This is a genomic window from Paenibacillus hunanensis (assembly GCF_034055775.1).
GTDB lineage: Bacteria > Bacillota > Bacilli > Paenibacillales > Paenibacillaceae > Saccharibacillus > Saccharibacillus hunanensis.
Map to the genome: position 1 here is coordinate 1,469,693 of NZ_CP139194.1, position 25,973 is coordinate 1,495,665.

Here is a 25,973-nt window from a genome sequence, read left to right on the forward strand (position 1 = left end):
AAGGGGTGTAAACATGTTTAAATTCAACGATGAAAAAGGACAGTTGAAATGTTCCTTTTGCGGCAAATCTCAGGATCAAGTCCGCAAACTGGTAGCAGGTCCTGGTGTATATATATGCGATGAGTGTATTGAACTGTGCACAGAGATCGTAGAGGAGGAGCTCGGTCACGAAGAAGAGCTCGATCTGAAGGATATTCCGAAGCCACAGGAAATTCGCTCCATTCTTGACCAGTACGTTATCGGTCAGGATCAAGCGAAAAAATCCTTGTCCGTAGCGGTATACAACCACTACAAACGTGTGAACACACAGAGCAAGATCGAAGATGTTGAGCTGCAAAAAAGTAACATTATGCTCGTAGGACCGACAGGTTCCGGTAAAACGCTGCTTGCACAAACAATGGCTCGCATTTTGAATGTTCCGTTTGCAATTGCAGATGCAACTTCCCTGACAGAAGCCGGCTATGTCGGTGAAGACGTGGAAAACATCCTGCTCAAGCTCATTCAAGCTGCTGACTATGATGTGGAAAAAGCAGAACGCGGCATTATTTATATTGATGAAATTGATAAAGTTGCACGCAAATCCGAGAATCCGTCCATTACACGTGACGTATCCGGTGAAGGCGTACAGCAAGCCCTGCTGAAAATTCTGGAAGGTACAGTTGCTTCTGTTCCGCCACAAGGTGGACGTAAGCACCCGCATCAAGAATTTATTCAGATCGATACAACTAATATTCTGTTCATCGTTGGCGGTGCGTTTGACGGACTGGAGCAGTACATCAAACGTCGTATCGGTAAAAAAGTTATCGGCTTTAGCTCGGATAACCAGGGTCAAAAAGACCTGAAACCAGGTGAGTACCTGAGCATGGTACTGCCAGAAGATTTGCTGAAATTCGGTCTGATTCCGGAGTTCGTAGGTCGTCTGCCAGTGATCTCCGCTCTGGAGCCACTGGATGAAGAAACGCTGGTACGTATCCTGTCCGAGCCGAAAAATGCGCTGACCAAACAGTATTCCAAAATGCTGGAAATGGACAATGTAGAGCTCGTATTCGAACCAGGTGCGCTGCAAGCGATCGCTCGCGAAGCAATCAAGCGTAACACAGGTGCGCGTGGTCTGCGTGCGATCATTGAAGGCATTATGCTGGACGTGATGTACGAAGTGCCATCCCGTGACGATGTAACTCGCTGTGTGATCACAGAGCAGGTTGTGGAGAGCAAGGTTGTACCTGAGCTCCAGACCGGCAAAGATAAAAAACAAGAAGAAAGCGCCTAAGCATATACGGCATCGTGGGATATAGTGTTCATAACGGTATGAACGGACTCATGATGCCGCCGCTTTGTGCGGCTCTTCTGTATGTATAGACGTATACAACATTGCGCCGGCCTTTTTCCTTTTGCAGGATAAAGGCTGGTTTGCAATTAAGCCCACATGCAAGGGAGAAGAAACCATGTTTTTGAGAGAAAACACGAGACCTGTCAAAGTTGGCGACCTGACGATTGGTGGCAACAATGAAGTTATCATCCAGAGTATGTGTACGACCAAAACGGCAGATGTCGAGGCAACTGTAGCCGAAATTTTGCGTTTGGAAGAAGCAGGCTGTCAGGTTGTCCGCGTAACGGTCAACAATGAAGAAGCTGCTGCTGCAATCAAGGAAATTAAGAAGCGCATTCATATTCCACTCGTAGCGGATATTCATTTCAACTACAAGCTGGCATTGATGGCGATCGAAAACGGTATCGATAAAGTTCGGATTAACCCGGGTAATATTGGTAAACGTGAAAAGGTCGAAGCGGTTGTGCGTGCATGTAAAGAGAAAAATATTCCGATTCGTATCGGTGTGAATGCAGGTTCGCTCGAAAACCATTTGCTGGAGAAATACGGCTATCCAACACCAGAAGCAATGGTTGAAAGTGCGCTGTATCATATCGGTATTCTGGAAGAGCTGGACTTCCACGATATTATCGTATCGTTGAAAGCATCTGATGTACCAATGGCGATTGCTGCCTACAGCAAAGCAGCCGAAGTGATCAAGTACCCACTGCATCTTGGTATTACCGAAGCAGGTACACTGCATTCCGGTACAATCAAGAGCGCTGCGGGTATCGGTGCACTGCTATCTATGGGTATCGGTTCAACCGTTCGTATCTCGCTGAGTGCCGATCCGGTAGAAGAAGTGAAGGTAGCGCGTGAGTTGCTGAAAACCTTCGGTCTGATCTCTAACGCAGCTACACTCGTCTCCTGCCCAACCTGCGGACGTTTGGATATCGATCTGTTCTCGATTGCAAATGAAGTCGAGGAGTATATCTCCAAGCTGAAAGTACCGATCAAAGTATCTGTACTCGGCTGTGCGGTTAACGGTCCAGGCGAAGCAAAAGAAGCGGACATCGGTATCGCCGGTGCACGTGGTGAAGGCTTGCTGTTCCGTTACGGTAAAATGATCCGTAAAGTACCGGAGGCGGACATGGTACAGGAGCTGAAAAAGGAAATCGACGCGATCGTTGAGGCATTTGAAGCAACCGGTAAAATTCCAGGTCGCGAAGAACGTCATCAACCCGCTGTGCAATCCTAATTAAAAGATCAAAATTGGATTACTTAAATTGGTTGTATCAAGTGTTAGCGATCTTCTAACACGGGGTGAAATAAAAAGTGATTTTTGCCTAGCAAAATATCTTACTGCTCCAGTGTTAGTGATCTCCTAACACGAGGTTCAATGAAGAATGATTTTTGCGAAGCAAAATATCTTACCGATCTAGTGTTAGCGATCTTCTAACACAGGGTACAATGAAAAGTGATTTTTGCAAAGCAAAATATCTTACCGATCTAGTGTTAGCGATCTCCTAACACGGGGTACAATGAAAAGTGATTTTTGCAAAGCAAAATATCGTACCGATCTAGTGTTAGCGATCTCCTAACACGAGGTTCAATGAAAAGTGATTTTTGCAAAGCAAAATATCGTACCGATCTAGTGTTAGTGATCTCCTAACACGAGGTTCAATGAAAAATGATTTTTGCAAAGCAAAATATCGTATAAATTTCTATTTAATGCGTCATCAAAGGATACTGATGAATACTTGTTCATCAGTATCCTTTTTATATGGACAAGTTTAAAGTAGCAAGCGTATCGAGTTCATAACGCAAGCGATACTGTACGAGTGTAACTGGATGGCGAATAAGAGAAGCGGATCCGCGTTTGCTTTTTCCTCAATGATTGGTGTTTCGATGGGATATTTGATAAACTAGGGCTTATACGCAAACTCATGAAATGGTCTGATGAAACCTTCATTATACTCAGATCATTTGAAGAGCATATTGCTGTCTGCGTGCGCACATACGTATGCTGCGAGTAAGTAGGAACAAAGACTGTTCCCTCATTCCTGAACGAGTGCTTGAAGCTCTATCGCATCTAGCTGCATATACGCTAAACATACAAGCAAGTACGATACGCACATTACAGGAGGTAAGAAAGCGATGGGACCACATAAAAATAAGGCGCGTCGTTTTCCTTTGCTGCCTTTAAGAGGACTGCTCGTCTATCCAAGCATGGTGCTTCATCTGGATGTCGGGCGAGATAAATCCGTAAAGGCTCTAGAAAAGGCGATGGTGGATGATAATCTGATTCTGCTCTGCTCTCAGTCTGAAGTGAATATTGAGGAACCGAGTGAGGATGAGATTTTCAGAATCGGTACGATAGCTAAAGTCAGACAGATGCTCAAGCTGCCTAACGGTACGATTCGAGTGCTGGTTGAAGGCTTGGAGCGTGCTGAGATTCTGGAATATACAGAGAATGATGAGTTTTACGAGGTTCAGGCGCGTGAGCTGTCCGAGGTAGAGACGAACGACCCTGAGGTCTTTGCCCTGATGCGCACCGTATTGAATGAGTTTGAGCATTATATCAATCTGTCGAAAAAGGTAACGCCAGAGACGATGGCTGCTGTGTCTGATATCGAGGAGCCTGGACGCCTTGCGGATGTGATCACAAGTCATCTGGTGATCAAGATCAAGGATAAGCAGCATATTTTAGAAGCGATTGAGGTACGTACTCGATTGGAACGTCTGCTGGACATTTTGCATAGTGAGCGCGAAGTGCTGGAGCTGGAACGCAAAATTAGCCAGCGCGTGAAAAAGCAAATGGAAAAGACGCAGCGTGAGTATTATCTGCGTGAGCAGATGAAAGCGATCCAGAAGGAGCTTGGCGAGAAGGAAGGGCGTGCTGGCGAAGCGGAGGAGCTGCGTGCGCAGTTAGCTGAGCTGACCGTACCGGATAAGGTGCTGGAGAAGATCGAGAAAGAAATCGATCGTCTAGAAAAAACGCCTGCCAATTCTGCGGAGGGCGGGATTATTCGCAACTATCTGGATTGGCTGCTTAGTCTGCCATGGGATCAGCGCACAACGGATGATCTGGATTTGAAGCATGCAGAGGATATTTTGAATGCGGATCATTATGGTCTGGATAAGCCCAAGGAGCGCGTGCTTGAATATCTGGCAGTACAAAAGCTGGTTAAGAAGCTGAAAGGCCCGATTCTCTGTCTCGTTGGCCCTCCGGGTGTCGGTAAAACGTCGCTGGCGCGCTCGATTGCTAAGTCACTGGGACGTGAATTTGTTCGTATCTCACTGGGCGGCGTACGGGATGAAGCGGAAATTCGCGGTCACCGTCGCACGTATGTAGGTGCGATGCCAGGGCGTATCATTCAAGGTATGCGGAATGCGGGCAGTATGAACCCGGTCTTCCTGCTCGATGAGATCGATAAAATGGCGTCTGACTTCCGCGGCGATCCATCTGCGGCATTGCTTGAAGTGCTTGATCCAGAGCAAAACAATACATTTAGCGATCATTTTGTCGAAGTGCCGTTCGATCTGTCTAATGTGATGTTTGTAACGACAGCGAATAGCGTACAGAGTATTCCAAGACCGCTACTCGATCGGATGGAAATGCTGTACATTCCGGGCTACACGGAGCTGGAGAAGCTACAGATTGGTAAGCAGTATTTACTGCCAAAGCAGACAGAAGAGCATGGCTTGACTGAGGAACAGCTTGAAGTAGGCGAAGATACACTGCTCAAGGTAATCCGTGAATATACGCGTGAATCTGGTGTGCGTAATCTGGAGCAACAGATTGCGGCGCTCTGCCGTAAGGCTGCCCGTGCAATCGTTGGAGAAGAGAAGGACAAAGTCGTGATCACTCCAGACGATGTGAAGGATTTCCTCGGCACGCCAAAATTCCGTTATGGTCTGATCGAAAAGGAAAATCAGATCGGTAGTGTAACCGGGCTGGCATGGACAGAGGTTGGCGGTGAGACGCTGACTATTGAAGTGACCGTCGTACCGGGGAGCGGCAAGCTAATGCTGACGGGTAAGCTGGGCGATGTGATGAAGGAGTCCGCACAGGCGGCATTCAGCTACACACGTTCCAAAGCCGCAGAGCTAGGTATTGCAACTGATTTCCATGAGAAAAATGATATTCATATCCATATTCCTGAAGGCGCGATCCCTAAGGATGGGCCATCAGCAGGAATTACGATTGCAACAGCATTGATCTCTGCCTTAACGGGTCGTCACGTATCCAAAGAAGTAGCGATGACAGGTGAGATTACGTTGCGTGGACGCGTGCTGCCGATTGGCGGCTTGAAGGAAAAGACGCTTGCAGCGCACCGTGCAGGCTACAAAAAGATTCTGCTACCGCAGGATAACGAACGTGATTTGAAGGATATTCCGGCAAGCATCAAGGATGAACTGACCCTTGTGCCGGTAGCTCATATGGATCAGGTGCTGGAGCACGCGCTGGTTCAGAAAAGCGGACTGCATTAGTGGAAGCCCGGCTGTTAGCTGGGAACGCGCCACGTAGAATAGGAAGGAAATGAATCGAATGAAAGTTAATCAAGCAGAATTTATTATTAGTGCCGTCAGACCGGATCAATATCCAGAAGACGGCTTGCCGGAAGTAGCACTGGCGGGACGATCCAATGTAGGTAAGTCCTCGCTAACGAATCGGATGATCAATCGCAAAAATCTGGCGCGTACCAGTTCAACACCGGGTAAAACACAGCATTTGAACTACTATAAAATCAATGAGATGATGTATTTCGTCGACTTCCCGGGCTATGGCTACGCCAAAGTGTCCAAGTCCCAACGCGAAGCATGGGGCAAAATGATCGAACGCTACCTGCTCGAGCGCGAACCGCTCAAGCTCGTTCTGCTCGTCATCGATCTGCGCCACGAGCCGTCCAAGGACGACATCCTCATGTACGACTGGCTCAAGCACTACGATTGCAATATTTGCGTCGTAGCTACCAAAGCCGACAAAATCCCACGCAGCAAATGGGCAAAGCACGTCAAAATCGTCAAACAAGCACTCGGCTTCGTCCCTGAAGACGACTTCGTGATGTTCTCCTCAGAAACAGGCTTGGGCAAAGACGAGCTGTGGGCAATCATCGAACGCCACGCGTTTGGCAACGATGAAGAGGAATATGAAGACGATCAGGATGCCCAGTTGGACGAAGAGTCAGTTGAAGGTGAAGACATCGCTGATGGTGAAGATGAGCTGAATGATAAAGCAGAGAAATCTGCCGATCAATAAGCGAGTCATATTGTACAGTTAAGCGTTCACTACGTGTTATGATTATTAAAAATAAGCGGTCAGGGTACTATTCCCTCGACCGCTTATTTTTAAGGTATTGATCAAGTTGGAGTTTTAAATATTCGTAATAACATAATCATAAAATAAATGCTGTAAAACTAAGATATGTTGATTTAAATTTTAAGGTGAGTTAGCAGCTGATTTTGTGAAATAGATAAAGAAAAAGATGATTTAGAAATAATGTTGCTAATTCAACTATCCAAGAATAAGTATGTTGCAACCCGCACAGAACGGAGGAAAGGAAATAAGGGAAAAGGACGACTTACAGTGTTAGTGATCTTCTAACACGAAGTTCAATAAAAAGTGATTTTTGCGAAGCAAAATATCTTACCTCTTTGGAGCAGAGGAATCTACACTAACTTCTAATTCGTAGATTTCTCTGCTCCACCTGAGGACGTTCCCTTATTCCTTACCGTAAGTGGTGGTTGCCTCAGCATCTAAGTGGTCATCACACCCTCTACATATAAAATATGAATGTGAAGTGGTACGATTACAGTTAGGTTGCCCCAACGCTCAATCTTGCCCCCTATATGATTCTGAATATCCAGTGAAGTTTTCCCTCAAATGGTTTACCTTCAAATTGAATATGTTAAAATAAGAAAAAAGCATCTGATCGCGTCATTAATCGACGAATGGATGCTTTTTTTTCGGCAGTCCCTCTGTTCTATTCATCTCTACGTGCCGATATAAGTAGCAAATAAGTCATATTCGGGTACGTATAGAATGGGTGTGACGAACTGATGGCATTTTATAAATCTGCATCTGGATTTCATAAACATTTCATAAAAACGCCGAAATTGGGCAAATCAATGTGATATAATTAACGTATTGTTAAAACGTGAGAAGATGTAGTTACAACTTTTAGACTAGGCAGGTGAACTTGCAATGCACATTGTTGTTGTCGGACTCAACTACCGCACAGCACCGATTGAGGTACGAGAACGGTTTGCCATTGCGGATGAGGATTTACCGGAAGCTCTCCGGCAGCTGAAAAGCACGCAAAGTGTATTGGAAGGCACCATCGTCGCAACGTGCAATCGTACAGAAATCTATGTTGTTCTGGATCGTTTGCATATGTGCGGTCATTATATCCGTAATTTCATGGAGCAATGGTTCGGTATTTCCCGTGAGGAATTTACCCAGCATTTGTATATATATGAAGATGAGCAGGCGATTGAACATTTGTTCCGTGTGACCTGTGGACTGGACTCTATGGTGATCGGCGAGACTCAGATTCTGGGTCAGGTGAAGCGTGCATTCCAGCTCGCGCAAGAGAATAAGGCGACTGGAACATGGTTCAATATGCTGTTCAAGCAAGCGGTGACGCTGGGCAAACGTGCTCATGCGGAGACGATGATTGGCGAGAGCGCAGTATCGATTAGCTATGCAGCTGTCGAGCTGGGCAAGCGGATTTTTGGTGCTTTTCATAATAAAACGATTATGATTCTGGGCGCAGGCAAAATGAGCGAGCTGACCGTGAAGCATCTGTATGCAAACGGTGCGGCAGAGGTTATTGTGGCGAATCGTACAATTGGTCGCGCACAGGAGCTGGCGCACAAGTTCGATGGTACAGCATGTACGATCGAGGAAGGCTTGCAGCGTCTGCACGAAGTAGATATTTTGATCAGCTCGACGGGAGCGCAGGGCTATGTACTGGGGCAGAATGTGATCTCCAGCAGTATGAAGCAGCGCAAATCGCGTCCGCTGTTTATGATTGATATTGCTGTACCACGTGATATTCATCCATCGGTAGCTGAAGTATCCAATGTATTCCTGTATGATATCGATGATCTGGAAGGCATCGTGGAGAGCAATATGGCGATGCGTCGTGCAGAAGCGATCAAGATTGAACGTATGATCCGTGAAGAGATCGAGGTGTTCCAGCAATGGTTGAAAACACTCGGTGTGAAGCCGGTCATTCGTGCCTTGCAGGAGCGTGGAGCACGTATTCACGAGGATACACTGGAAAGCTTGTTTAACAAGCTGCCTGAGCTGGACGAGCGTCAGCGTAAGGTGATCAGCCGTCTGACCAAGAGCATCGTGAACCAGATGAATCACGATCCGATTAACCGGATCAAAGAGATGGCAGCCGAGAAAAACGGCGCCGATACCCTTGAACTTTTCACCCGTATGTTTGCGCTTGAGGATGAGGTAGAGACTGCATCCGAGCCAGCTACGGAGCTTAAGGCAGTGCCAAAACGTGCACCGATTTCTTCCCATCCACCGGTTGTTGAAGGAAGCCTGGCTTACTTTGCTTCCGCAACCCTGTAGGCAGGTGATTCGTGTTGACACTGTTCAACCTGTTATATGATGTGATTATCTACCTATACGCCCTGAGCCTTCTGTTTTATTTCTCGGATTGCATTCGTCGCAATCCGAGGGCGAAGCGGATCGGCACAGGGTTTCTTATTATGGTAAGTGCGATTCAAGCGATCAGTATTACGATTCGCACGATAGATGAACGGACATTGCCGCTATTTTCAACGTATGACTTTTTCTTTTTCTTAACGTTTATTTTGATTCTGATCTCCTTTTTTATCGAAAAGGTGCTCAAGACCGAATATGCGGTGTTATTACTAAATGTGATCGGCTTTTGTGCGATGGTGCAAAACCGACTGCACTCTCCTGGTGAAGGCGCATTGCCGTCCGGCTGGGATACGGTGCACGGCTTGCTCATTTTGCATGTTGTACTGGCGAATTTGAGCTTTGCCTTTTATACAGTGTCTGCGGTGTTTGCGGCAATGTATTTATTTTTACATCGCAAGCTCAAGCGGAAAAAGTGGGATAATACCGTACGCAGATTGCCAAGCCTGGAAAGTATGGAAAAGTACACCTACACCTCGATGCTGATCGGTACACCGCTGTTGATCGTATCACTGATCGTGGCGTTAATGTCTATTTTCTCGGAAGGGCGGTATATTTTGCTGCTTGATTTGAAGGTTGTATTTACACTGCTGGCATTGTGTGTGTATATTGCCTATTTTGCAACACGCCGATTGCGTAGTTACTCGCCTGTCATTATGGCACGCTGGGCAATTGCAGGCTATATCGTATTTATTTTAAACTTTGTCGCCAATTCGTGGTCAGCGTTTCATCAGTGGGTGGGCTCATGAGTGAATATGTACCATATTTGCCGATTATGCTGGATTGCCGCGCCCGACCTATACTGGTCATTGGCGGGGGCAGGGTAGCCGAACGCAAAATTATCCATATGCTTGAGGCGAAGGCGATCGTCATCGTCATCAGCCCGGAAGTGACTGCTGTGGTGAAGGAACTCGCTGAAAGAGGCAAATTGCACTGGTTGCAGCGTACGTATATAGCAGGTGATTTGAGCGCTAGCTTGAGTGCGGTGCATAGCAGTGGAATAGATAGAAATTCAAACACAGTTACCCATTCAAATACAGATACAGATTTCACCACAGCAGAGCCATCCCAGACAGTCACGGACTCATCGAATCGACTGCAGCGGTATCTGCTTGTGTATGCCGCTACTTCACGACCAGATGTGAACCAACGCATAGCCGAAGAGGCGCAGCGCTGTGGAATTCCGGTCAATGTAGCCGATCGCCATGAGCTGGGCACATTTATTAACCCGGCTGTCATTCGGCGTGGACGATTGGTTGCTTCGGTATCGACTTCGGGTGCAGGGCCTGCGATTAGTCGCCGGATTGTGAGCGAGTTGGAAAACTATTTTGACGAGGATTATGAGCTGTATATGGAGTTCATGTATCATCTGCGTCACCATATTAAACAGGTGGTGCATGATCCGCAGGAGCGCAGACGCTTACTTGAACAGGCGGCGACACTTGATGTGCTGGCTCAAATCCGACATAAGCAATTTGTATGGTGGGATGAAGAACAGATCGAGCAATGGATCATACAATATCGGGGGAGATAACGTCATGCGCAAAATTATCGTAGGAAGTCGACAGAGTGCTCTTGCACTGACCCAGACAGGGCATGTAATTGATGCGCTACAGCAGATTGCTGCTAGTCAGGGGCTGGAGGTCGAATTTGAAGTTAAAAAGATCGTCACCAAGGGCGACCGCATTCTGGATGTAACCTTGTCCAAGGTCGGTGGTAAAGGTCTGTTCGTGAAGGAGATTGAGCAGGCGCTGATCGATGGCGAGATCGATATGGCTGTACACAGCATGAAGGACATGCCATCTGAATTGCCAGAAGGTCTGGTGAATGGTGCAATTCCAAAGCGTGTAGACCCACGTGATTGTATTATTACACGTGGAGATAAAGGCTTGGACGACTTGCCGCAGGGAGCTAAGATCGGCACCAGCAGCTTGAGACGTGCGAGCCAGCTCAAGGCCTATCGTCCGGATTTCGATATTCAATCGATTCGTGGTAATATCGACTCGCGTTTGCGTAAGCTGGAAACGGAAGGCTTTGACGCTATTATGCTTGCTGCGGCAGGCTTAGAGCGGATGGGCTGGACCGATCGTATTAGTGCGTATTTGCCAGCCGATATTTGTTTGCCAGCGGTCGGTCAGGGCGCGCTCGGTATTGAATGCCGCGGTGATGATCTGGAGTTGCTCGGGTTGTTGTCACTGTATAATGATGATCTTACAGCAACAACGGTTATCGCGGAACGTACCTTTTTGGCGGAGTTAAACGGTGGCTGTCAGGTTCCAATCGGAGCCTATGCAGTACGTCTGCATCCTTCCCATTCCGGTCAGGACGAAAACGTTATACAATTAACGGGAATGGTAGCCTCACCTGATGGAATAACGATGCTCAAGGAGACATTACAAGGACATGATCCTGTACAGCTTGGTATAGCTGTAGCTGATGAGCTGAAGCGTCGCGGGGCGGATCAGATTCTGGCAGAAGTTAGGGGATGAAGGAATGACCGGCAAGGTGTATCTGGTAGGCGCAGGTCCAGGAGCTTTGAAGCTGATTACACTGCGTGGCTGGGAATGTATCGCATTGGCAGATGCGATCGTATATGATCGACTGGCAAGTCCTCGTTTGCTCAAGCAGGCGAAGCCGGGGGCGGAGAAGATTTATGTCGGTAAGCTGCCTGATCGTCATACGATGAAGCAGGAGGAGATTAATCAGCTGCTGGTCGATCTGGCGCTGCAAGGTAAGGTGGTTGTCCGGCTGAAGGGCGGCGACCCGACCATTTTCGGGCGCGTAGCTGAAGAAGCGGAGCTTTTGCGACAGCACGATATTCCTTATGAGATCGTCCCTGGCATCACATCTTCGATTGCTGTGCCTGCGTATGCGGGTATTCCCGTTACGCATCGGGACTGGGCTTCATCCGTGTCCATTATTACCGGACATGAAAGCCCGGATAAGCTGGATCACAGTATTCATTGGGACAAGGTTACGCATGCGACAGGCACACTCGTATTTATGATGGGTGTGGCAAAGATCGGTTATATTAGCGAGCAGTTGATTCGCTACGGCCGTCCAGAGGATACGCCAGTCGCGCTTGTACGCTGGGGGACACGTGCCGAACAGGAGACACTTGTCGGCACGCTCAAGGATATTGCTGCCAAGGTTGAAGCGGCGAACTTTAAACCACCTGCGGTCATTGTTGTTGGCGAGGTGGTGAACCTGCGTGAGCGACTGCACTGGGCAGAGCAATTGCCTTTATTCGGTAAACGAATTCTCGTTACCCGTGCTCGCAGTCAGGCGAGCGAGCTGGTAGATCGAATTGATGAGCTAGGCGGAGAGCCTTACGAATATCCAGTTATCGAAACGGTCATGCCGACTTCTTCGGAAAAGCTCGTACAGATTCAGCAGGCGTTGAATGAGCTGGAGCAATATGATTGGGTCTTTTTCACAAGCGTTAATGGAGTCGAGTACTTCTTCCGTCATCTGGAGCAGCAAGGTCAAGATATTCGTGCGCTACATCGTGCTCGAATCGCAGCTGTTGGCCCGGCAACAAGAGATGCACTGCGCAGCCACGGCATTGTGGCTACCGCCTTACCGCAAAAGTTTCATGCTGAGGGCTTGCTTGAGCATCTGCAAGGTGAATTATCTGCCGGGCAAAAGGTGCTGCTCCCTCGTGGCGATCTAGCGCGTGTCTGGTTACCACAGGAGCTAGCGAAGATGGGTTTAGATGTTACCGAGATTGATACGTACGAAACCGTGCTTGTAGGTGAAGAGGACATGGAGCTGAAAAAGCTGCTAGAGGAAAAGGCGATTCATGCTGTAACCTTTACCAGCTCATCTACAGTGACCAATCTGATTACAGCGCTACGCAAGCTGGGCTTTGAGGATCCAGTGGCTGCACTTGCTCATAGCACGATTGCATGCATCGGCCCTCAGACGGCACGAACGGCTGAGGAGCAGGGACTCAAGGTAGACCTGCTAGCTGAATCTTCTACGATTGACGGCTTGATCGATGTGCTATGCCGCTGGAATAAAGATAGCTTGCCATCGATATACTAAGAATTGCGATTAGTATGATCAGCTTTGAAAAAAGTTGAGTGATACGCTATAACCAACAGGAACGATGTTGATGATCGACATCCTCGTATGCCGACCAGAGCGATAAGCAGGTCGGCCTTCTTTTTCGTGATCGATCATCTAAAAATAGAATGAACATGGAGGAATAAAGTTATGAGTCAATCTTTTGCAAGACACCGTCGTCTACGTAAAACCCCTGCTATTCGCGGCATGGTTAGAGAAACACAATTACACAAAAACGATTTTATTCAGCCTGTATTCGTAACGTACGGAACAGACGTGAAGCTGGAAATTTCCTCAATGCCGGGCGTATTCAATTTCTCACTGGATCGTCTGGGCGAAGAAATTGATGAGATCGTAAGTTTGGGTATCCCATCCGTGATGGTATTTGGTGTACCAGAAACCGAAGCGAAGGACAGCCTGGGAACAGGTGCTTATTCCGATCAAGGAATCGTGCAGCAAGCGATTCGGATGATCAAAGAAAACTATCCAGAGCTGGTTGTGATTGCAGATACCTGTCTGTGCGAATTTACCGATCATGGACACTGTGGTGTGGTGCACACGCATGAGCATGATGGTCATATTCATGCGGATGTGGACAATGATGAATCGCTCGTCCTGCTCGCGCAGACAGCCGTATCACAGGCCCAAGCAGGTGCTGACATTATTGCACCCTCCAATATGATGGACGGATTCGTTCAGGTGATCCGTGAAGCGCTAGATGAAGCAGGCTTTGAAGACGTGCCAATTATGTCGTATGCAGTGAAATATGCGTCTGCTTTCTACGGTCCATTCCGTGAAGCTGCACAATCGGCACCACAATTTGGCGATCGCAAATCCTATCAAATGGACCCGGCCAATGTGCGTGAAGCTCTGCGCGAAGCTGAGAGTGATGTACAGCAGGGTGCAGATATGCTGATGGTAAAGCCAGCACTGGCGTATATGGATGTTCTGCGTGTAGTGCGTGACAACTTCGATCTGCCACTCGTGGCGTATAATGTGAGCGGTGAATACGCGATGGTCAAAGCAGCTGCACAGCAAGGCTGGATCAATGAGCGCGGCATTGTAACTGAAATGATGCTCGGTCTGAAACGTGCCGGTGCTGACATGATTATCACGTATTTCTCCAAGGATGTTGTACGTTGGCTGCGTGAGGAATGGGTGTAAGTTCTAGCTGTGATATCCAACAATTAAGCTAGAAGCATATTGATCGATAGCAAATGATCGATAGCGCTCGGCTGGTTTTATCAGCTAATTTTCACCCATGATGCAAACGAGAAAAAGCGGTGCCTTTATGAGGTAAAGGCGCCGCATTACATACCACTTGAGCCGATTCGCATTAGATTCGCGTAGCTGCTAATCAGCTTCTGTACTAATCCATTGTGCAGAAGTGTCAGGAATCGGGTAAAGGTAAAGATGAGCGCAGATTGCCAGCTGCGATTGGCGTTGGAATAGCTGGCTACCGTCTGTGTGCTTTGCAGACAAGCGGCATGCTTTAACCCCGATTTGACTTCACATTCGATTTACTTATGAAACTATAATGACTGGCAATGATAACTATGTTCTGGAGGTGCTTGTGCAATGAATCAAATGAAATCTGTACGCCGTGATGAACTTTCACGCGAAGCGTTTGAGGAAGCAAAACATTATATTCCCGGTGGTGTAAATAGTCCGGTACGTGCATTTAAAACGGTAGGGCTGACGCCTGTCTATGCTGAACGTGGCGAAGGCTCGCGTCTATACGATATTGATGGTAATTCGTTTATCGATTATGTCGGTTCATGGGGACCACTCATTATGGGTCATGCGCATCCGAAGGTCGTTCAGGCGTTGCAAGAAACAGCAGCACGCGGAACAAGCTTTGGTGCACCGACTAAGATCGAAACGGAGATGGCCAAGCTCGTCGTAGAGCGTGTACCATCGATTGATATTGTACGCATGGTCAATTCGGGTACAGAAGCAACGATGAGCGCGATTCGCCTTGCTCGTGGTTACACCAAGCGTAATAAAATTTTAAAATTTGAAGGCTCCTATCATGGGCATGGCGATAGCTTGCTGATCAAAGCAGGCTCTGGCGTTGCAACACTGGGATTGCCAGACAGCCCCGGTGTACCGGAATCGATCGCATCGAATACAATTACCGTTCCTTACAACGATCTGGAAGCGGTCAAGCTCGCATTTGAACGATTCGGTGAAGACATTTCCTGTGTGATCGTTGAACCCGTTGCTGGTAATATGGGCGTTGTTCCACCACAGGATGGCTTTTTGCAGGGACTGCGTGATGTGACTACACAATACGGCGCTTTGCTCATTTTCGATGAGGTTATGACTGGCTTCCGTGTACACATGAACTGTGCACAGGGACGTTACGGTGTAACACCAGATTTGACCTGTCTGGGTAAAGTAATCGGCGGTGGCTTGCCTGTAGGAGCGTATGGCGGTAAACGTGAAATTATGGAGCAGATCGCGCCAACAGGCCCAATTTACCAGGCAGGTACACTGAGCGGGAATCCGCTGGCCATGGTTGCTGGTTTTACGACACTGAGCCTGCTCACACCGGAAGTATATGATCGTCTGGAAACGGCTGCGGCACGGCTGCAAGCTGGTTTTGAACAAAATGCAAAAGAAGCAGGAATTCCGCTCACGATCAATCGTGTAGGCTCGATGGTGTGCCCATTCCTGACTGAAGGGCCGGTAACGAACTACGATACAGCCAAGCTGAGTGATATGGAGCGCTTTAAGAGCTACTTTGGCGGCATGCTGAACCACGGCATTAGTGTTGCTCCATCTCCATTTGAAGGCATGTTCATCTCGGCTGTACACAGTGACGAGGATATTGATGCAACAATCGCGGCTCATCGTGAAGTGATGAAGTCGCTCTAATGGAGGACGATGAAAATGACGGATGCAGATCAAAATAAACCTGCGAAAGAAGCAGTATCATCCGTAGCTGGACATCCACCACAGGAAGAGGCAGTGACACCCACTGCCTCTTTCCAGCGTTCGGATCAAATAAAGCCTGTCGCTACACATCGTCCTAAGCAATGGCTACCGACTGAGCATGCGGTTCGCCGCGGAGAGTGGCTGGAGATCATACCAGATCGTAGCCTTGATCTCGAACGGCCAGAGGGTCGACATGTACGGATGATGGAATGGCTTAAAAGCGAAGCATTTCCAGCTAAAATTGTTGGATTGCTGCAATCACGTGGTGAAATTCAGCTACAGGGTGATCATATCCGCTTGCGCGTATTTCCTAATACTCCGTACGGTTTCCAGCCGGATTATAGCTATAATCTTGAAGTGCTATACGAGGATGATTATGTACTCGTTGTCCACAAGCCAGCCGGTATGAATGTGCATCCATCCGATGCCAATGACGCAACGATTACGCTCGCCCACGCAGTTGCAGCCTACTACGAACAAACAGGTCAATCCTGTGCCGTTCGTCATGTACATCGACTAGATGAGGATACAACAGGCCCCGTCCTATATGCCAAAAACGAGCTTGCACTCTACCTGCTCGATGAACAAATGCGCAGCAAATCCATCCATCGTCGCTATGTCGCACTGGTGCATGGCAAAGTAAATGAACGCTTAAACGTGATTGATGAATTGATCGGCAAAGACCGTCATCACAAGCAACGCCGCCGCGTCTCACCTGGCGGACAGGCAGCGATCACACATGTCCAATGCTTACGTACAACTCCTAAAGCCAGTCTTGTTCAACTCGAGCTTGAAACCGGCCGCACACACCAGATCCGAGTGCATATGAGCTATGTGGGTCACCCTCTAATCGGCGACACACTGTACGGCGGCAAACCTGACCTGCTCCCACGTCAGGCACTGCACGGCGAACAGCTTGGCTTCACCCATCCATGGACAGGCGAGCCGTTGAGCATCAACGACCCGTGGCCTGCTGATCTGGAACAAGCGGCAAGGGGATTGAAATTGCTGTAAAGGTAGCTCAAGAAATAGGTATAGGAACTTCTTTCATTGATATATCTATTCATAAGAGCTGCACTTCACTGCGAGAAGGACACAAGCATCCGTATTCATGTTAGCTTTATATTGACTTTCCACGGTTACCAAGTTATGATGTTGAGTGAAATTATTGCACCATATAGCTTGATCAATCATACAGACTATGAACGGGAATAGTAGATGTTATCGGCCTCTAGAGAGCGGAACTGCTGCGCTGAAAGGTTCTGCAGGATACGAGACGTCGAAGTCGCCCGGAAGTCGTTTATTTGAATCCCGTCCTTGTTCCTGCATAGTCAAATGGCTGGCGACAGACGGAGCTAGAATAGACCGGTAGCAGCCGTTATCTGCCTTCGAGTGTCGTTACCACGCGTATAGCGATCCATATGGGTCAGGCTATAATTGCACTGCCCTTCAGCAGGTAACGAAACAAAGGTGGTACCACGAGAGCAATGCCTTTCGTCCTTTGAGACGAAGGGCTTTTTTTATTTTATGCGCCGAAAGGGTATGAATACACGCTTGTCCAATACTAATGATCGAAACTTGATGGAGGGATCTGCATGACAGAGACGAACAACACAGCAACAACCTCGATGCCAACGACGTACGACCCGAAAGCGGCCGAACGCAAATGGTACGATTACTGGATGGAAAATGAGTTTTTCAAAGCGGGTCAGCGCCCGGATGCTACACCATATACGATCGTAATTCCACCGCCAAACGTAACCGGTATGCTGCATATTGGTCATGCGCTTGATTTTACACTGCAAGATATTATGATTCGTACGAAGCGTATGCAGGGCTATGACGCACTCTGGCTGCCAGGCTCTGACCATGCAGGGATTGCGACACAGACTAAGGTTGAGCAAAATCTGCGTGCCGAAGGCATCACACGTCATGATCTGGGACGCGAGAAGTTTTTGGAGAAGGTATGGGAATGGAAGGATAAATACGCCGAGACGATCCATGAGCAATGGGCGAAAATGGGCTTCTCGCTGGACTATTCCCGTGAGCGTTTTACACTGGATGAAGGTCTGTCCAAAGCGGTTCGCCACGTATTCGTAACCCTATATGAAAAAGGGCTGATCTACCGTGGCAAACGCATCATCAACTGGGATCCGCAGGCGCGTACTGCCCTGTCGGATATTGAGGTTGAATACAAAGAAGTGAACGGTCATCTGTACCATCTGGAGTATCCGCTCCAAGACGGCAGTGGCTCCATTGTTGTAGCAACGACTCGTCCAGAAACGATGCTGGGCGATGCAGCGGTTGCTGTTCATCCGAAGGATGAGCGTTATAGCGACATGATCGGCAAAATGCTCGTACTGCCAATTACGGGCCGCGAGATTCCGATTATTGCTGACGATTATGTAGACCGTGAATTTGGTAGTGGTGCAGTCAAGATCACACCAGCTCACGATCCAAACGACTTTGAAATGGGTCAGCGTCATGATCTGCAACAGATCGTTGTGATGGACGAAGGCGGCATCATGAACGAAAATGCGGATAAATATCAGGGCATGGATCGCAGTGATGCACGTAAGCAGCTCGTCAAAGACCTGCAAGAAGCTGGCGTATTGATCAAAATCGAAGATCACCTGCATCAGGTAGGTCATAGCGAGCGTACAGGCGCTGTAGTTGAGCCGTATCTGTCCACACAATGGTTCGTTAAAATGAAACCACTGGCAGATAAAGCGATCGAAGCACAACGCAGTGGCAATGGCACGAACTTCGTACCGGATCGTTTTGAGAAAACGTATCTGAACTGGATCGAAAATGTACGCGACTGGTGTATTTCCCGTCAGCTCTGGTGGGGACATCGTATCCCGGCATGGTACTGTGAGGAAACTGGCGAAATTATCGTTTCGGCTGAAGACCCAACAGGCTTGCCAGAGCATGCAGGCAAAACGCTGCGCCAGGATGATGATGTACTGGATACATGGTTCAGCTCTGCGCTATGGCCATTTTCCACACTGGGCTGGCCAGATCAAACGGAAGACCTGAAACGCTACTATCCGACCGATCTGCTCGTAACCGGCTATGACATTATCTATTTCTGGGTTGCGCGTATGATCTTTACCGGATTGGAGTTTACCGATCAGATTCCGTTTAAGGATGTACTCATGCATGGTCTCGTTCGTGCAGCTGACGGTCAGAAGATGTCCAAGTCGCTGGGCAACGGTGTGGATCCGCTCGACGTGATCGAGCAATATGGCGCGGATGCAATGCGGTATATGATTTCGACGGGCAGCACGCCAGGTCAGGATCTTCGTTTCCGCTGGGAGCGTGTAGAGCAATCCCGTAACTTTGCGAATAAAATTTGGAATGCCTCCCGTTTTGCATTGATGAACATGGAAGGCTTCACCTTTGAAGATATCGATCTGTCCGGCAACTTGAGCACTGCGGATCGCTGGATTTTGCATCGCTTGAATGAAACAGCACGCGATATTACGCGTCTGATCGATTCCTATGAATTTGGCGAAACCGGACGTTTGCTGTATAACTTCATCTGGGATGATCTGTGTGACTGGTATATCGAGATTGCCAAGCTGTCTCTATACGGAGAAGATGCAGCAGCGAAGAAAACGACGCAATCCGTACTCGCCTATGTACTGGATCGCACGATGCGCATGATCCATCCATTTATGCCGTTTATTTCGGAGGAAATCTGGCAGCATCTGCCGCACGAAGGTAATACCATTACACTGGCAGCATGGCCAACCTTCGATCCAGCACTGGAAAATAAAGCAGCAGAAGAAGAAATGACACTGCTGATCGAGATCATTCGCTCGGTTCGTAACATCCGTGCTGAAGTGAACGTACCGATGAGCAAAAAGATCGAATTACTTGTAAAAGCAGGCGATCAGCGTATTCTGGATATCATCTCGTCGAACGAGCACTATATCCGTCGCTTCTGTAACACATCTGAATATGCAGCAGGACTCGATATCGCAGCACCGGATAAAGCGATGTCTGCGGTTGTTACAGGTGTAGAGCTGTACTTGCCACTGGCAGGTCTGCTCGATATTAGTCAGGAAATCGCTCGTCTGGAAAAAGAAGTGGCGACGCTGAACAGCGAAGTGGAGCGCGTGGAGAAGAAGCTGTCCAATCAAGGCTTCGTATCCAAAGCACCAGCTAAAGTCATCGAGGAAGAACGCGCCAAGCAGGCTGACTATTCCGACAAGCGTGACAAGGTTCTTGCCCGTATTGCCGAACTGAAAGGTTAAGGGTGATTACGATGACATATGATTCTGCGGAGGGGCAGCTTGCCCCTCTACATACGTATGATGAGGCAGTAGAATGGATTAATGGACTGATTCCATTTGGTATTAGACCGGGATTGGAGCGGATCGAGCGGCTGATGGAGCTGCTCGGTCATCCGCACCGCAGACTGAAGTTTGTCCATGTCGCAGGTACGAATGGTAAAGGCAGTACTTGCGCTTTTCTGACAAGTGCGTTACTCTCTTGCGGATATGATGTAGGCACATTCACTTCACCGTATATTACGAAGTTTACGAATCGGTTTCAGTACAATGGGCAGGATATCGAGGAGGAGACGTTGCTTCAGCTATCCAACCGCTTGAAGCCGCTAGTCGAAGAGATTGCCGCAACCGAGCTTGGTTCACCAACGATGTTCGAGGTGGCAACCGCACTGGCAATTCTGTATTATGCAGAAGTATGCTATCCCGATGTGGTCGTCTGGGAAACCGGTCTTGGTGGACGTATGGATGTGACCAACATTGTGCATCCCGTCGTATCGGTGATTACGAATGTAGGCTACGATCATACTGACATTCTTGGCGATACACTGGAGAAGATTGCGTTCGAAAAGGCGGGCATTATTAAGCCAGGTGTTCCTGTCGTTACCAGTGTAGATCAACCTGAAGTCATCGAGGTTATGGCTGGGCGCGCAGACCAATGCCGTAGCCGTATGTATTTGGCAAATCGTGATTATCGTGCGACTCGCGTATCCGGTGATGAGCACAGCCAGCGTTTCCATTTTGAAGGCCCGTTTCGTGAAATGGAGCTGGAGATTGGTATGCAGGGTGAGCATCAATGTGCCAATGCTGGACTGGCGATGATGACATTGGAGGTGCTGCGTCAGTATATGGCGTTTGTGCTGGATGATGAACCGCTACAGCAAGGCTTTCGTCATACCTTCTGGGCAGGGCGACTGGAAACGGTGCGTATCGAGCCGCATATCGTGCTGGACGGTGCGCATAATCCCGAGGGTGCTGCATCGCTCGTGAAGAGCATTCCGCAGACCTATACCTATAACAAATTGCATTTCCTTGCCGGAATGCTTGAAAATAAACAGCATGAGCCGGTATTCCGCCAGCTGCTATCCATTGCAGATAGTATTATTTTGACGGAGCCGGATTTCCGCCGTAAAATGTCGGCTGAGGAGCTGGCGGTGCTAGTGCGCCGTCTGGCAGCAGACATGGGCAGAACACACGTACAAATTACAGTAGAACCCGACTGGAAGCAGGCAATCAAGCTGCTACAGTCGCAGACAGAACGGGAAGATCTAGGGGTCGTTACCGGAACACTGTATTTAATTTCAGATGTAAGAGCGACTCTTTTGCATCAAACCGATTCTGAAAAGGGCTGGTGAGACACGATGAATAAAACACAACATATACATTTTATCGGTATTGGTGGATACGGCATGAGCGCGATCGCCAAGGTGCTGCTGGAAATGGGATATAAAGTTACCGGTTCCGATGTAGCGATGAGCGCACTGGCGCAAAAGCTACAGCAACAAGGGGCAGAGGTGCATATTGGGCATTCGCCGGAAATGGTGCATGGTGCAGACCTGCTCGTCTATTCCTCTGCTGTAGCGCAGGATGATGTAGAGCTCGTTGAAGCGCGCAAGCTGAACATTCCCGTGCTGCATCGCTCGGAAATGCTAGCACGTCTGCTTAATGAACGTAAGGGTGTCGCTGTTGCAGGCGCACATGGTAAAACAACAACATCTTCGATGATTGCACTCGTACTGGAAGAATGTGCAACCGATCCGACCTATATTATCGGCGGTGAGATCGTCAATCTGGGCACCAATGCCAAGGCAGGTAAAAGCGACTATGTTGTTGCCGAAGCGGATGAGAGTGACGGTACATTCCTGCAATATCATCCAGCGATTGCCGTTGTAACGAATATTGAAGCGGATCATCTAGAAAACTATGATGGTGATTTTGCTAATATCAAGGCAGCCTATGTGCAATTTTTGAGTCAATTGCAGCCAGGTGGTAAAGCGATCGTCAATGCAGATGACGAAAATATTCGTGAGCTGCTACCGAATATCGAAGGGGATACGATCACATTCGGTATAGACGAGAATGCGGATTATACAGCAACTGATATCGAGCCTGGCGATCGTCGCATTTCATTTGTCATGCATCATGGGGGAGAGCAGCTTGGTACAGTACATCTATCTGTACCTGGTATTCACAATGTGTACAATGCGATGGCAACGATTATCGCTTGTCTGCAAACTGGACTTTCCTTTACCGAGGCAGCGGCAGCGATTGTACGCTTTCAAGGTGCGAAGCGCCGCTTTCAGGTGATGGGCGAGGCACGCGATATTTTGATCGTGGACGATTATGCTCACCATCCGACAGAGATTGAAGTGACCTTGCAGGCAGCACGTGCGACCGGCAAGCGCATTATTGCGATTTTCCAGCCACAGCGCTATTCACGTACGTATTTCTTACTCGATGAATTCAGCCGTGCCTTTAGCGAAGCGGATGAAGTCATCATTACGGATATTTACGCGCCAGCAGGTGAAAAGCAGATCGAGGGTGTGCATTCATCGGTGCTGGTCGATTTGATCCGCAAGCATAGCAATGAAAATGCCGTCTATGTGGCGGATAAGCAGACCGTGATCGATGATCTGTCTACCCGCATGACATCGGGCGATCTGATCATTACGATGGGCGCAGGTGACATCTGGAAAGTAGCCAAATCACTCGCTGATCAGCTGCAATCTACAGAAACGATCGATTGATTCGTAACGGATCAAGCAGCTATTCATAAGCTAATATGTGCACAATAGGAACGGATATGCGAAAAAGACTGTCGTCTGGCAGTCTTTTTCACTGCGTATTCGCTTATAAGTGCCAGCTTTCTTTTTTGTTTGTATTGCCGCTGGAATCAACGTATAATAATGTGGTGTCAAATTAAAGGCAGGGGAATCCTCGTATGAAAAAGAATGCAGGAACGCTGATTTTATTTTTATTGCTTGGCTGGCTGCTAGGCACGTGGGTGTCTACATTGCTGGAACCCGTAACGATGTTATCTTTTTTGACCAAATCGACGACAATCGATTGGTCTCCCAGTGCGAATTTGAACATTATTCGTTACAATATCGATCTTCATTTGAAAATGAGCCTGCTCAGTCTGATTGGCGTTATCGTCTCGATCTGGCTGTATCGTAAGCTCTGATGACAGATGAAGCATGAATGCTTGAATAACTTACTGACATGGTAAAAGGAGAGGGCCTTTCTTATGAGCAGACAACCTTCACGTCGCACGATTGTACTGGCGTCCGCGTCTCCAAGGAGAAAGGAATTGATGGCCTCTTTGCAATTGGAGTTTGAGGTATTGCCCAGCGATGCGGACGAATCCGTTCCATCCGAGTGGTCGCCCCAGCAGGTGGTGACAGAGCTTGCTGTACGTAAGGCAGAAGCCGTTCGGCAACAGGCGCTTGAACGCTGGCCGGATGCGCTGATTATCGGTAGCGATACGATTGTCGTGCTGGATGGGCGAATTTTTGGTAAGCCAGTGAATGAAGCCGATTCCGAAGATATGCTGAAGACGCTTCAAGGTCGGACGCATCATGTGTATACAGGCATTGCCTGTGTAGACGCAGCAACTGGACATACACGTACTGAATACAGTCGTACCGCCGTACATATGAAGTCTCTTACGCCTGAGCGAATCAACGCTTACGTGCGTAGTGGGGAGCCTGCCGACAAAGCGGGATCGTATGCTATTCAAGGATTAGGTTCTACCCTAGTTGAGCGGATTGAAGGCTGTTATTTCACTGTGGTCGGATTGCCTGTACCTGTATTAAGCGATATGCTGGAGGAATTTGGCGTATCTGTACTTGAAGCTTGATTCCTTAAAGAGAAGAGGACCGCGCATGGAGTCGCCACAATATCTTTTGCGCGATATTCCCCTTGAAGATCGTCCGCGTGAGCGTATGATGAGCTATGGGGAGGAATCGCTAAGTCACGCCGAGCTGCTGGCGATTTTGCTTCGAACCGGTACGAGGGACGAGTCTGCTGTTCATCTCGCTGCGCGCATTTTGCAGCAGGTCGGTAGTATACGTCAATTGGTCGATATGAGCATTGAGGAGCTGACCGCCATACGTGGCATCGGTACTGCCAAAGCGATTCAGATCAAGGCTGGTATTGAGCTGGGAAGACGGATTGCCCGTACTGGACGCGAGGAAGCACGTATTGTACGCTCGCCGAAGGATGCGGCAGATTTTCTAATGGAACAGATGCGTTATTTGCAAAAAGAACATTTTGTATGCCTATTTCTAAACACGAAGAATCATATTATTTCCCAGGAAACGTTATCGATGGGCAGCCTGAATGCGTCGATTGTTCATCCACGTGAAGTATTTCGTGCTGCGATCAAATGCAGCAGCGCGTCCGTGATTTGTGCGCACAATCATCCAAGTGGTGATCCAACGCCAAGCCCGGAGGATGTTGCACTGACTCGTAGACTCGTGGAAGCGGGACAATTGATCGGTATTGAAGTGCTAGATCATCTCGTAATCGGGGACACAAGATTCGTAAGTTTGAAGGAACAGGGCCTAATGTAATATAATAGTCGAGATTCAGAGGAAAGGGAGTTAAAAGTTATGTTTGGGAGCTTTACAAAATATCTGGGGATTGACCTCGGAACCGCGAATACACTCGTATATGCAAAAGGAAAAGGAATTATTGTTAGGGAGCCTTCGGTTGTAGCCATTCGTACCGATACGAATACGATTGAAGCTGTTGGTGAGTCTGCTAAAAAAATGATCGGTCGTACACCGGGTAACATTCGTGCGATTCGTCCGATGAAGGATGGCGTTATCGCTGACTTCGATACAACAGCGACGATGATCAAATATTTCATTCGTCAAGCTCAAAAGCAGCGTTCGATGTTCCCGCAACATCCATACGTGATGGTTTGTGTGCCTTCCGGCATTACAGCTGTTGAACAACGTGCTGTTGAGGATGCAACCAAGCAAGCTGGTGCGCGTGAAGCGTACACGATCGAAGAGCCGTTTGCAGCAGCAATTGGTGCAGACCTGCCAGTATGGGAACCGACAGGTAGCATGGTCGTTGACATCGGTGGCGGTACAACCGAAGTTGCGGTAATCTCCCTTGGCGGTATCGTAACAAGCCGCTCTGTGCGTGTAGCTGGTGATGAGATGGATGAAGCGATTATCCAGTACATCAAGCGTCAGTACAATCTGATGATCGGTGAGCGTACAGCCGAGCAACTCAAAATGGACATTGGCTCTGCCACTCCATTTGAAAAAGTGGAAACACTTGAGATTCGCGGTCGTGACCTCGTAACAGGTCTGCCAAAAACACTGACCATTACCTCTGACGAAATTGCAGAAGCGCTGTCTGATACGGTTACTGCAATTGTAGAAGCGGTCAAAGTTACACTGGAAAAATGTCCGCCAGAACTGGCAGCCGACATTATGGATCGTGGTATTGTATTGACAGGTGGCGGCGCATTGCTGCGTAACCTGGACAAGCTGCTTGCAGGTGAAACAGGCATGCCGGTTATCGTCGCTGAAAATCCGCTGGATTGCGTAGCGATCGGTACAGGTAAGGCGCTTGAAAATATCGACATGTTGAAAGCTCGCAGCAGCTCGGCCGTCCGTTCCAAACGATAATTTACGGCCATTATGGTCAACCCCTA

Annotated in this window: 19 protein-coding genes and 1 other annotated feature; all 19 genes read left to right on the plus strand. The window is 48.3% G+C overall.

Going from position 1 to position 25,973, the window contains the following annotated elements; all coding sequences use genetic code 11:
* The first annotated feature begins 13 nt into the window (after positions 1-13).
* On the plus strand, positions 14-1,270 hold the full coding sequence (clpX, locus tag SK066_RS05900; protein ID WP_188777104.1) for an ATP-dependent protease ATP-binding subunit ClpX: 1,257 nt from the start codon (positions 14-16) through the stop codon (positions 1,268-1,270).
* A gap of 175 nt (positions 1,271-1,445) precedes the next feature.
* Positions 1,446-2,567 (plus strand): flavodoxin-dependent (E)-4-hydroxy-3-methylbut-2-enyl-diphosphate synthase, encoded by a 1,122-nt coding sequence (gene ispG, locus SK066_RS05905; protein ID WP_188777106.1) that lies wholly within the window; start codon positions 1,446-1,448, stop codon positions 2,565-2,567.
* Positions 2,568-3,466: 899 nt separating this feature from the next.
* The gene (lon, locus tag SK066_RS05910) at positions 3,467-5,803 is read left to right on the plus strand and encodes an endopeptidase La (RefSeq protein WP_320544005.1); all 2,337 of its coding nucleotides are present in this window, start codon (positions 3,467-3,469) and stop codon (positions 5,801-5,803) included.
* A 58-nt stretch (positions 5,804-5,861) separates the two neighbouring features.
* Positions 5,862-6,572 carry a ribosome biogenesis GTP-binding protein YihA/YsxC gene (gene yihA / locus SK066_RS05915; RefSeq protein ID WP_320544006.1) on the plus strand — a complete coding sequence of 237 codons (711 nt, stop codon included), beginning with the start codon at positions 5,862-5,864 and terminating at the stop codon, positions 6,570-6,572.
* Positions 6,573-7,517: 945 nt separating this feature from the next.
* Positions 7,518-8,903, plus strand: a complete 1,386-nt coding sequence (gene hemA / locus SK066_RS05920; RefSeq protein WP_320544007.1) for a glutamyl-tRNA reductase — start codon at positions 7,518-7,520, stop codon at positions 8,901-8,903.
* A 14-nt stretch (positions 8,904-8,917) separates the two neighbouring features.
* Positions 8,918-9,745 carry a cytochrome c biogenesis protein CcsA gene (gene ccsA, locus SK066_RS05925; RefSeq protein ID WP_188777113.1) on the plus strand — a complete coding sequence of 276 codons (828 nt, stop codon included), beginning with the start codon at positions 8,918-8,920 and terminating at the stop codon, positions 9,743-9,745.
* Positions 9,742-10,530, plus strand: coding sequence for a precorrin-2 dehydrogenase/sirohydrochlorin ferrochelatase family protein (locus tag SK066_RS05930; protein WP_320544008.1), 789 nt, complete (start codon positions 9,742-9,744; stop codon positions 10,528-10,530). The genes ccsA and SK066_RS05930 overlap by 4 nt, the downstream gene beginning before the upstream one ends.
* Before the next feature lie 4 nt (positions 10,531-10,534).
* Complete coding sequence (gene hemC / locus SK066_RS05935; protein WP_320544009.1) at positions 10,535-11,485, plus strand: hydroxymethylbilane synthase; 951 nt, start codon at positions 10,535-10,537, stop codon at positions 11,483-11,485.
* A 4-nt stretch (positions 11,486-11,489) separates the two neighbouring features.
* Complete coding sequence (cobA, locus tag SK066_RS05940; protein ID WP_320544010.1) at positions 11,490-13,043, plus strand: uroporphyrinogen-III C-methyltransferase; 1,554 nt, start codon at positions 11,490-11,492, stop codon at positions 13,041-13,043.
* Positions 13,044-13,214: 171 nt separating this feature from the next.
* Positions 13,215-14,228, plus strand: a complete 1,014-nt coding sequence (gene hemB / locus SK066_RS05945; RefSeq protein ID WP_188777121.1) for a porphobilinogen synthase — start codon at positions 13,215-13,217, stop codon at positions 14,226-14,228.
* 414 nt (positions 14,229-14,642) lie between these two features.
* Positions 14,643-15,944, plus strand: coding sequence for a glutamate-1-semialdehyde 2,1-aminomutase (gene hemL / locus SK066_RS05950; RefSeq protein WP_320544011.1), 1,302 nt, complete (start codon positions 14,643-14,645; stop codon positions 15,942-15,944).
* Between the two features lie 9 nt (positions 15,945-15,953).
* Positions 15,954-17,018 (plus strand): RluA family pseudouridine synthase, encoded by a 1,065-nt coding sequence (locus tag SK066_RS05955; protein ID WP_320544012.1) that lies wholly within the window; start codon positions 15,954-15,956, stop codon positions 17,016-17,018.
* 178 nt (positions 17,019-17,196) lie between these two features.
* Positions 17,197-17,509: a binding site (T-box leader), on the plus strand.
* Positions 17,510-17,599: 90 nt separating this feature from the next.
* Positions 17,600-20,266 carry a valine--tRNA ligase gene (locus SK066_RS05960; protein WP_320544013.1) on the plus strand — a complete coding sequence of 889 codons (2,667 nt, stop codon included), beginning with the start codon at positions 17,600-17,602 and terminating at the stop codon, positions 20,264-20,266.
* 11 nt (positions 20,267-20,277) lie between these two features.
* Positions 20,278-21,654 (plus strand): bifunctional folylpolyglutamate synthase/dihydrofolate synthase, encoded by a 1,377-nt coding sequence (locus tag SK066_RS05965; protein ID WP_320544014.1) that lies wholly within the window; start codon positions 20,278-20,280, stop codon positions 21,652-21,654.
* Positions 21,655-21,660: 6 nt separating this feature from the next.
* Positions 21,661-23,046: a UDP-N-acetylmuramate--L-alanine ligase gene (gene murC, locus SK066_RS05970; RefSeq protein ID WP_320544015.1), complete on the plus strand. Its 1,386-nt coding sequence runs from the start codon at positions 21,661-21,663 to the stop codon at positions 23,044-23,046.
* A gap of 194 nt (positions 23,047-23,240) precedes the next feature.
* Positions 23,241-23,483, plus strand: coding sequence for a DUF4321 domain-containing protein (locus SK066_RS05975; RefSeq protein WP_188777129.1), 243 nt, complete (start codon positions 23,241-23,243; stop codon positions 23,481-23,483).
* A gap of 63 nt (positions 23,484-23,546) precedes the next feature.
* Positions 23,547-24,158, plus strand: a complete 612-nt coding sequence (locus SK066_RS05980; RefSeq protein WP_320544016.1) for a Maf family protein — start codon at positions 23,547-23,549, stop codon at positions 24,156-24,158.
* Positions 24,159-24,183: 25 nt separating this feature from the next.
* A complete protein-coding gene (radC, locus tag SK066_RS05985; RefSeq protein WP_188777133.1) occupies positions 24,184-24,873 on the plus strand; it encodes a RadC family protein in 690 nt (229 codons plus the stop codon).
* 39 nt (positions 24,874-24,912) lie between these two features.
* Entirely contained in the window at positions 24,913-25,947 is a 1,035-nt protein-coding gene (locus SK066_RS05990) for a rod shape-determining protein (RefSeq protein ID WP_188777135.1), read from the plus strand.
* Positions 25,948-25,973: the final 26 nt, after the last annotated feature.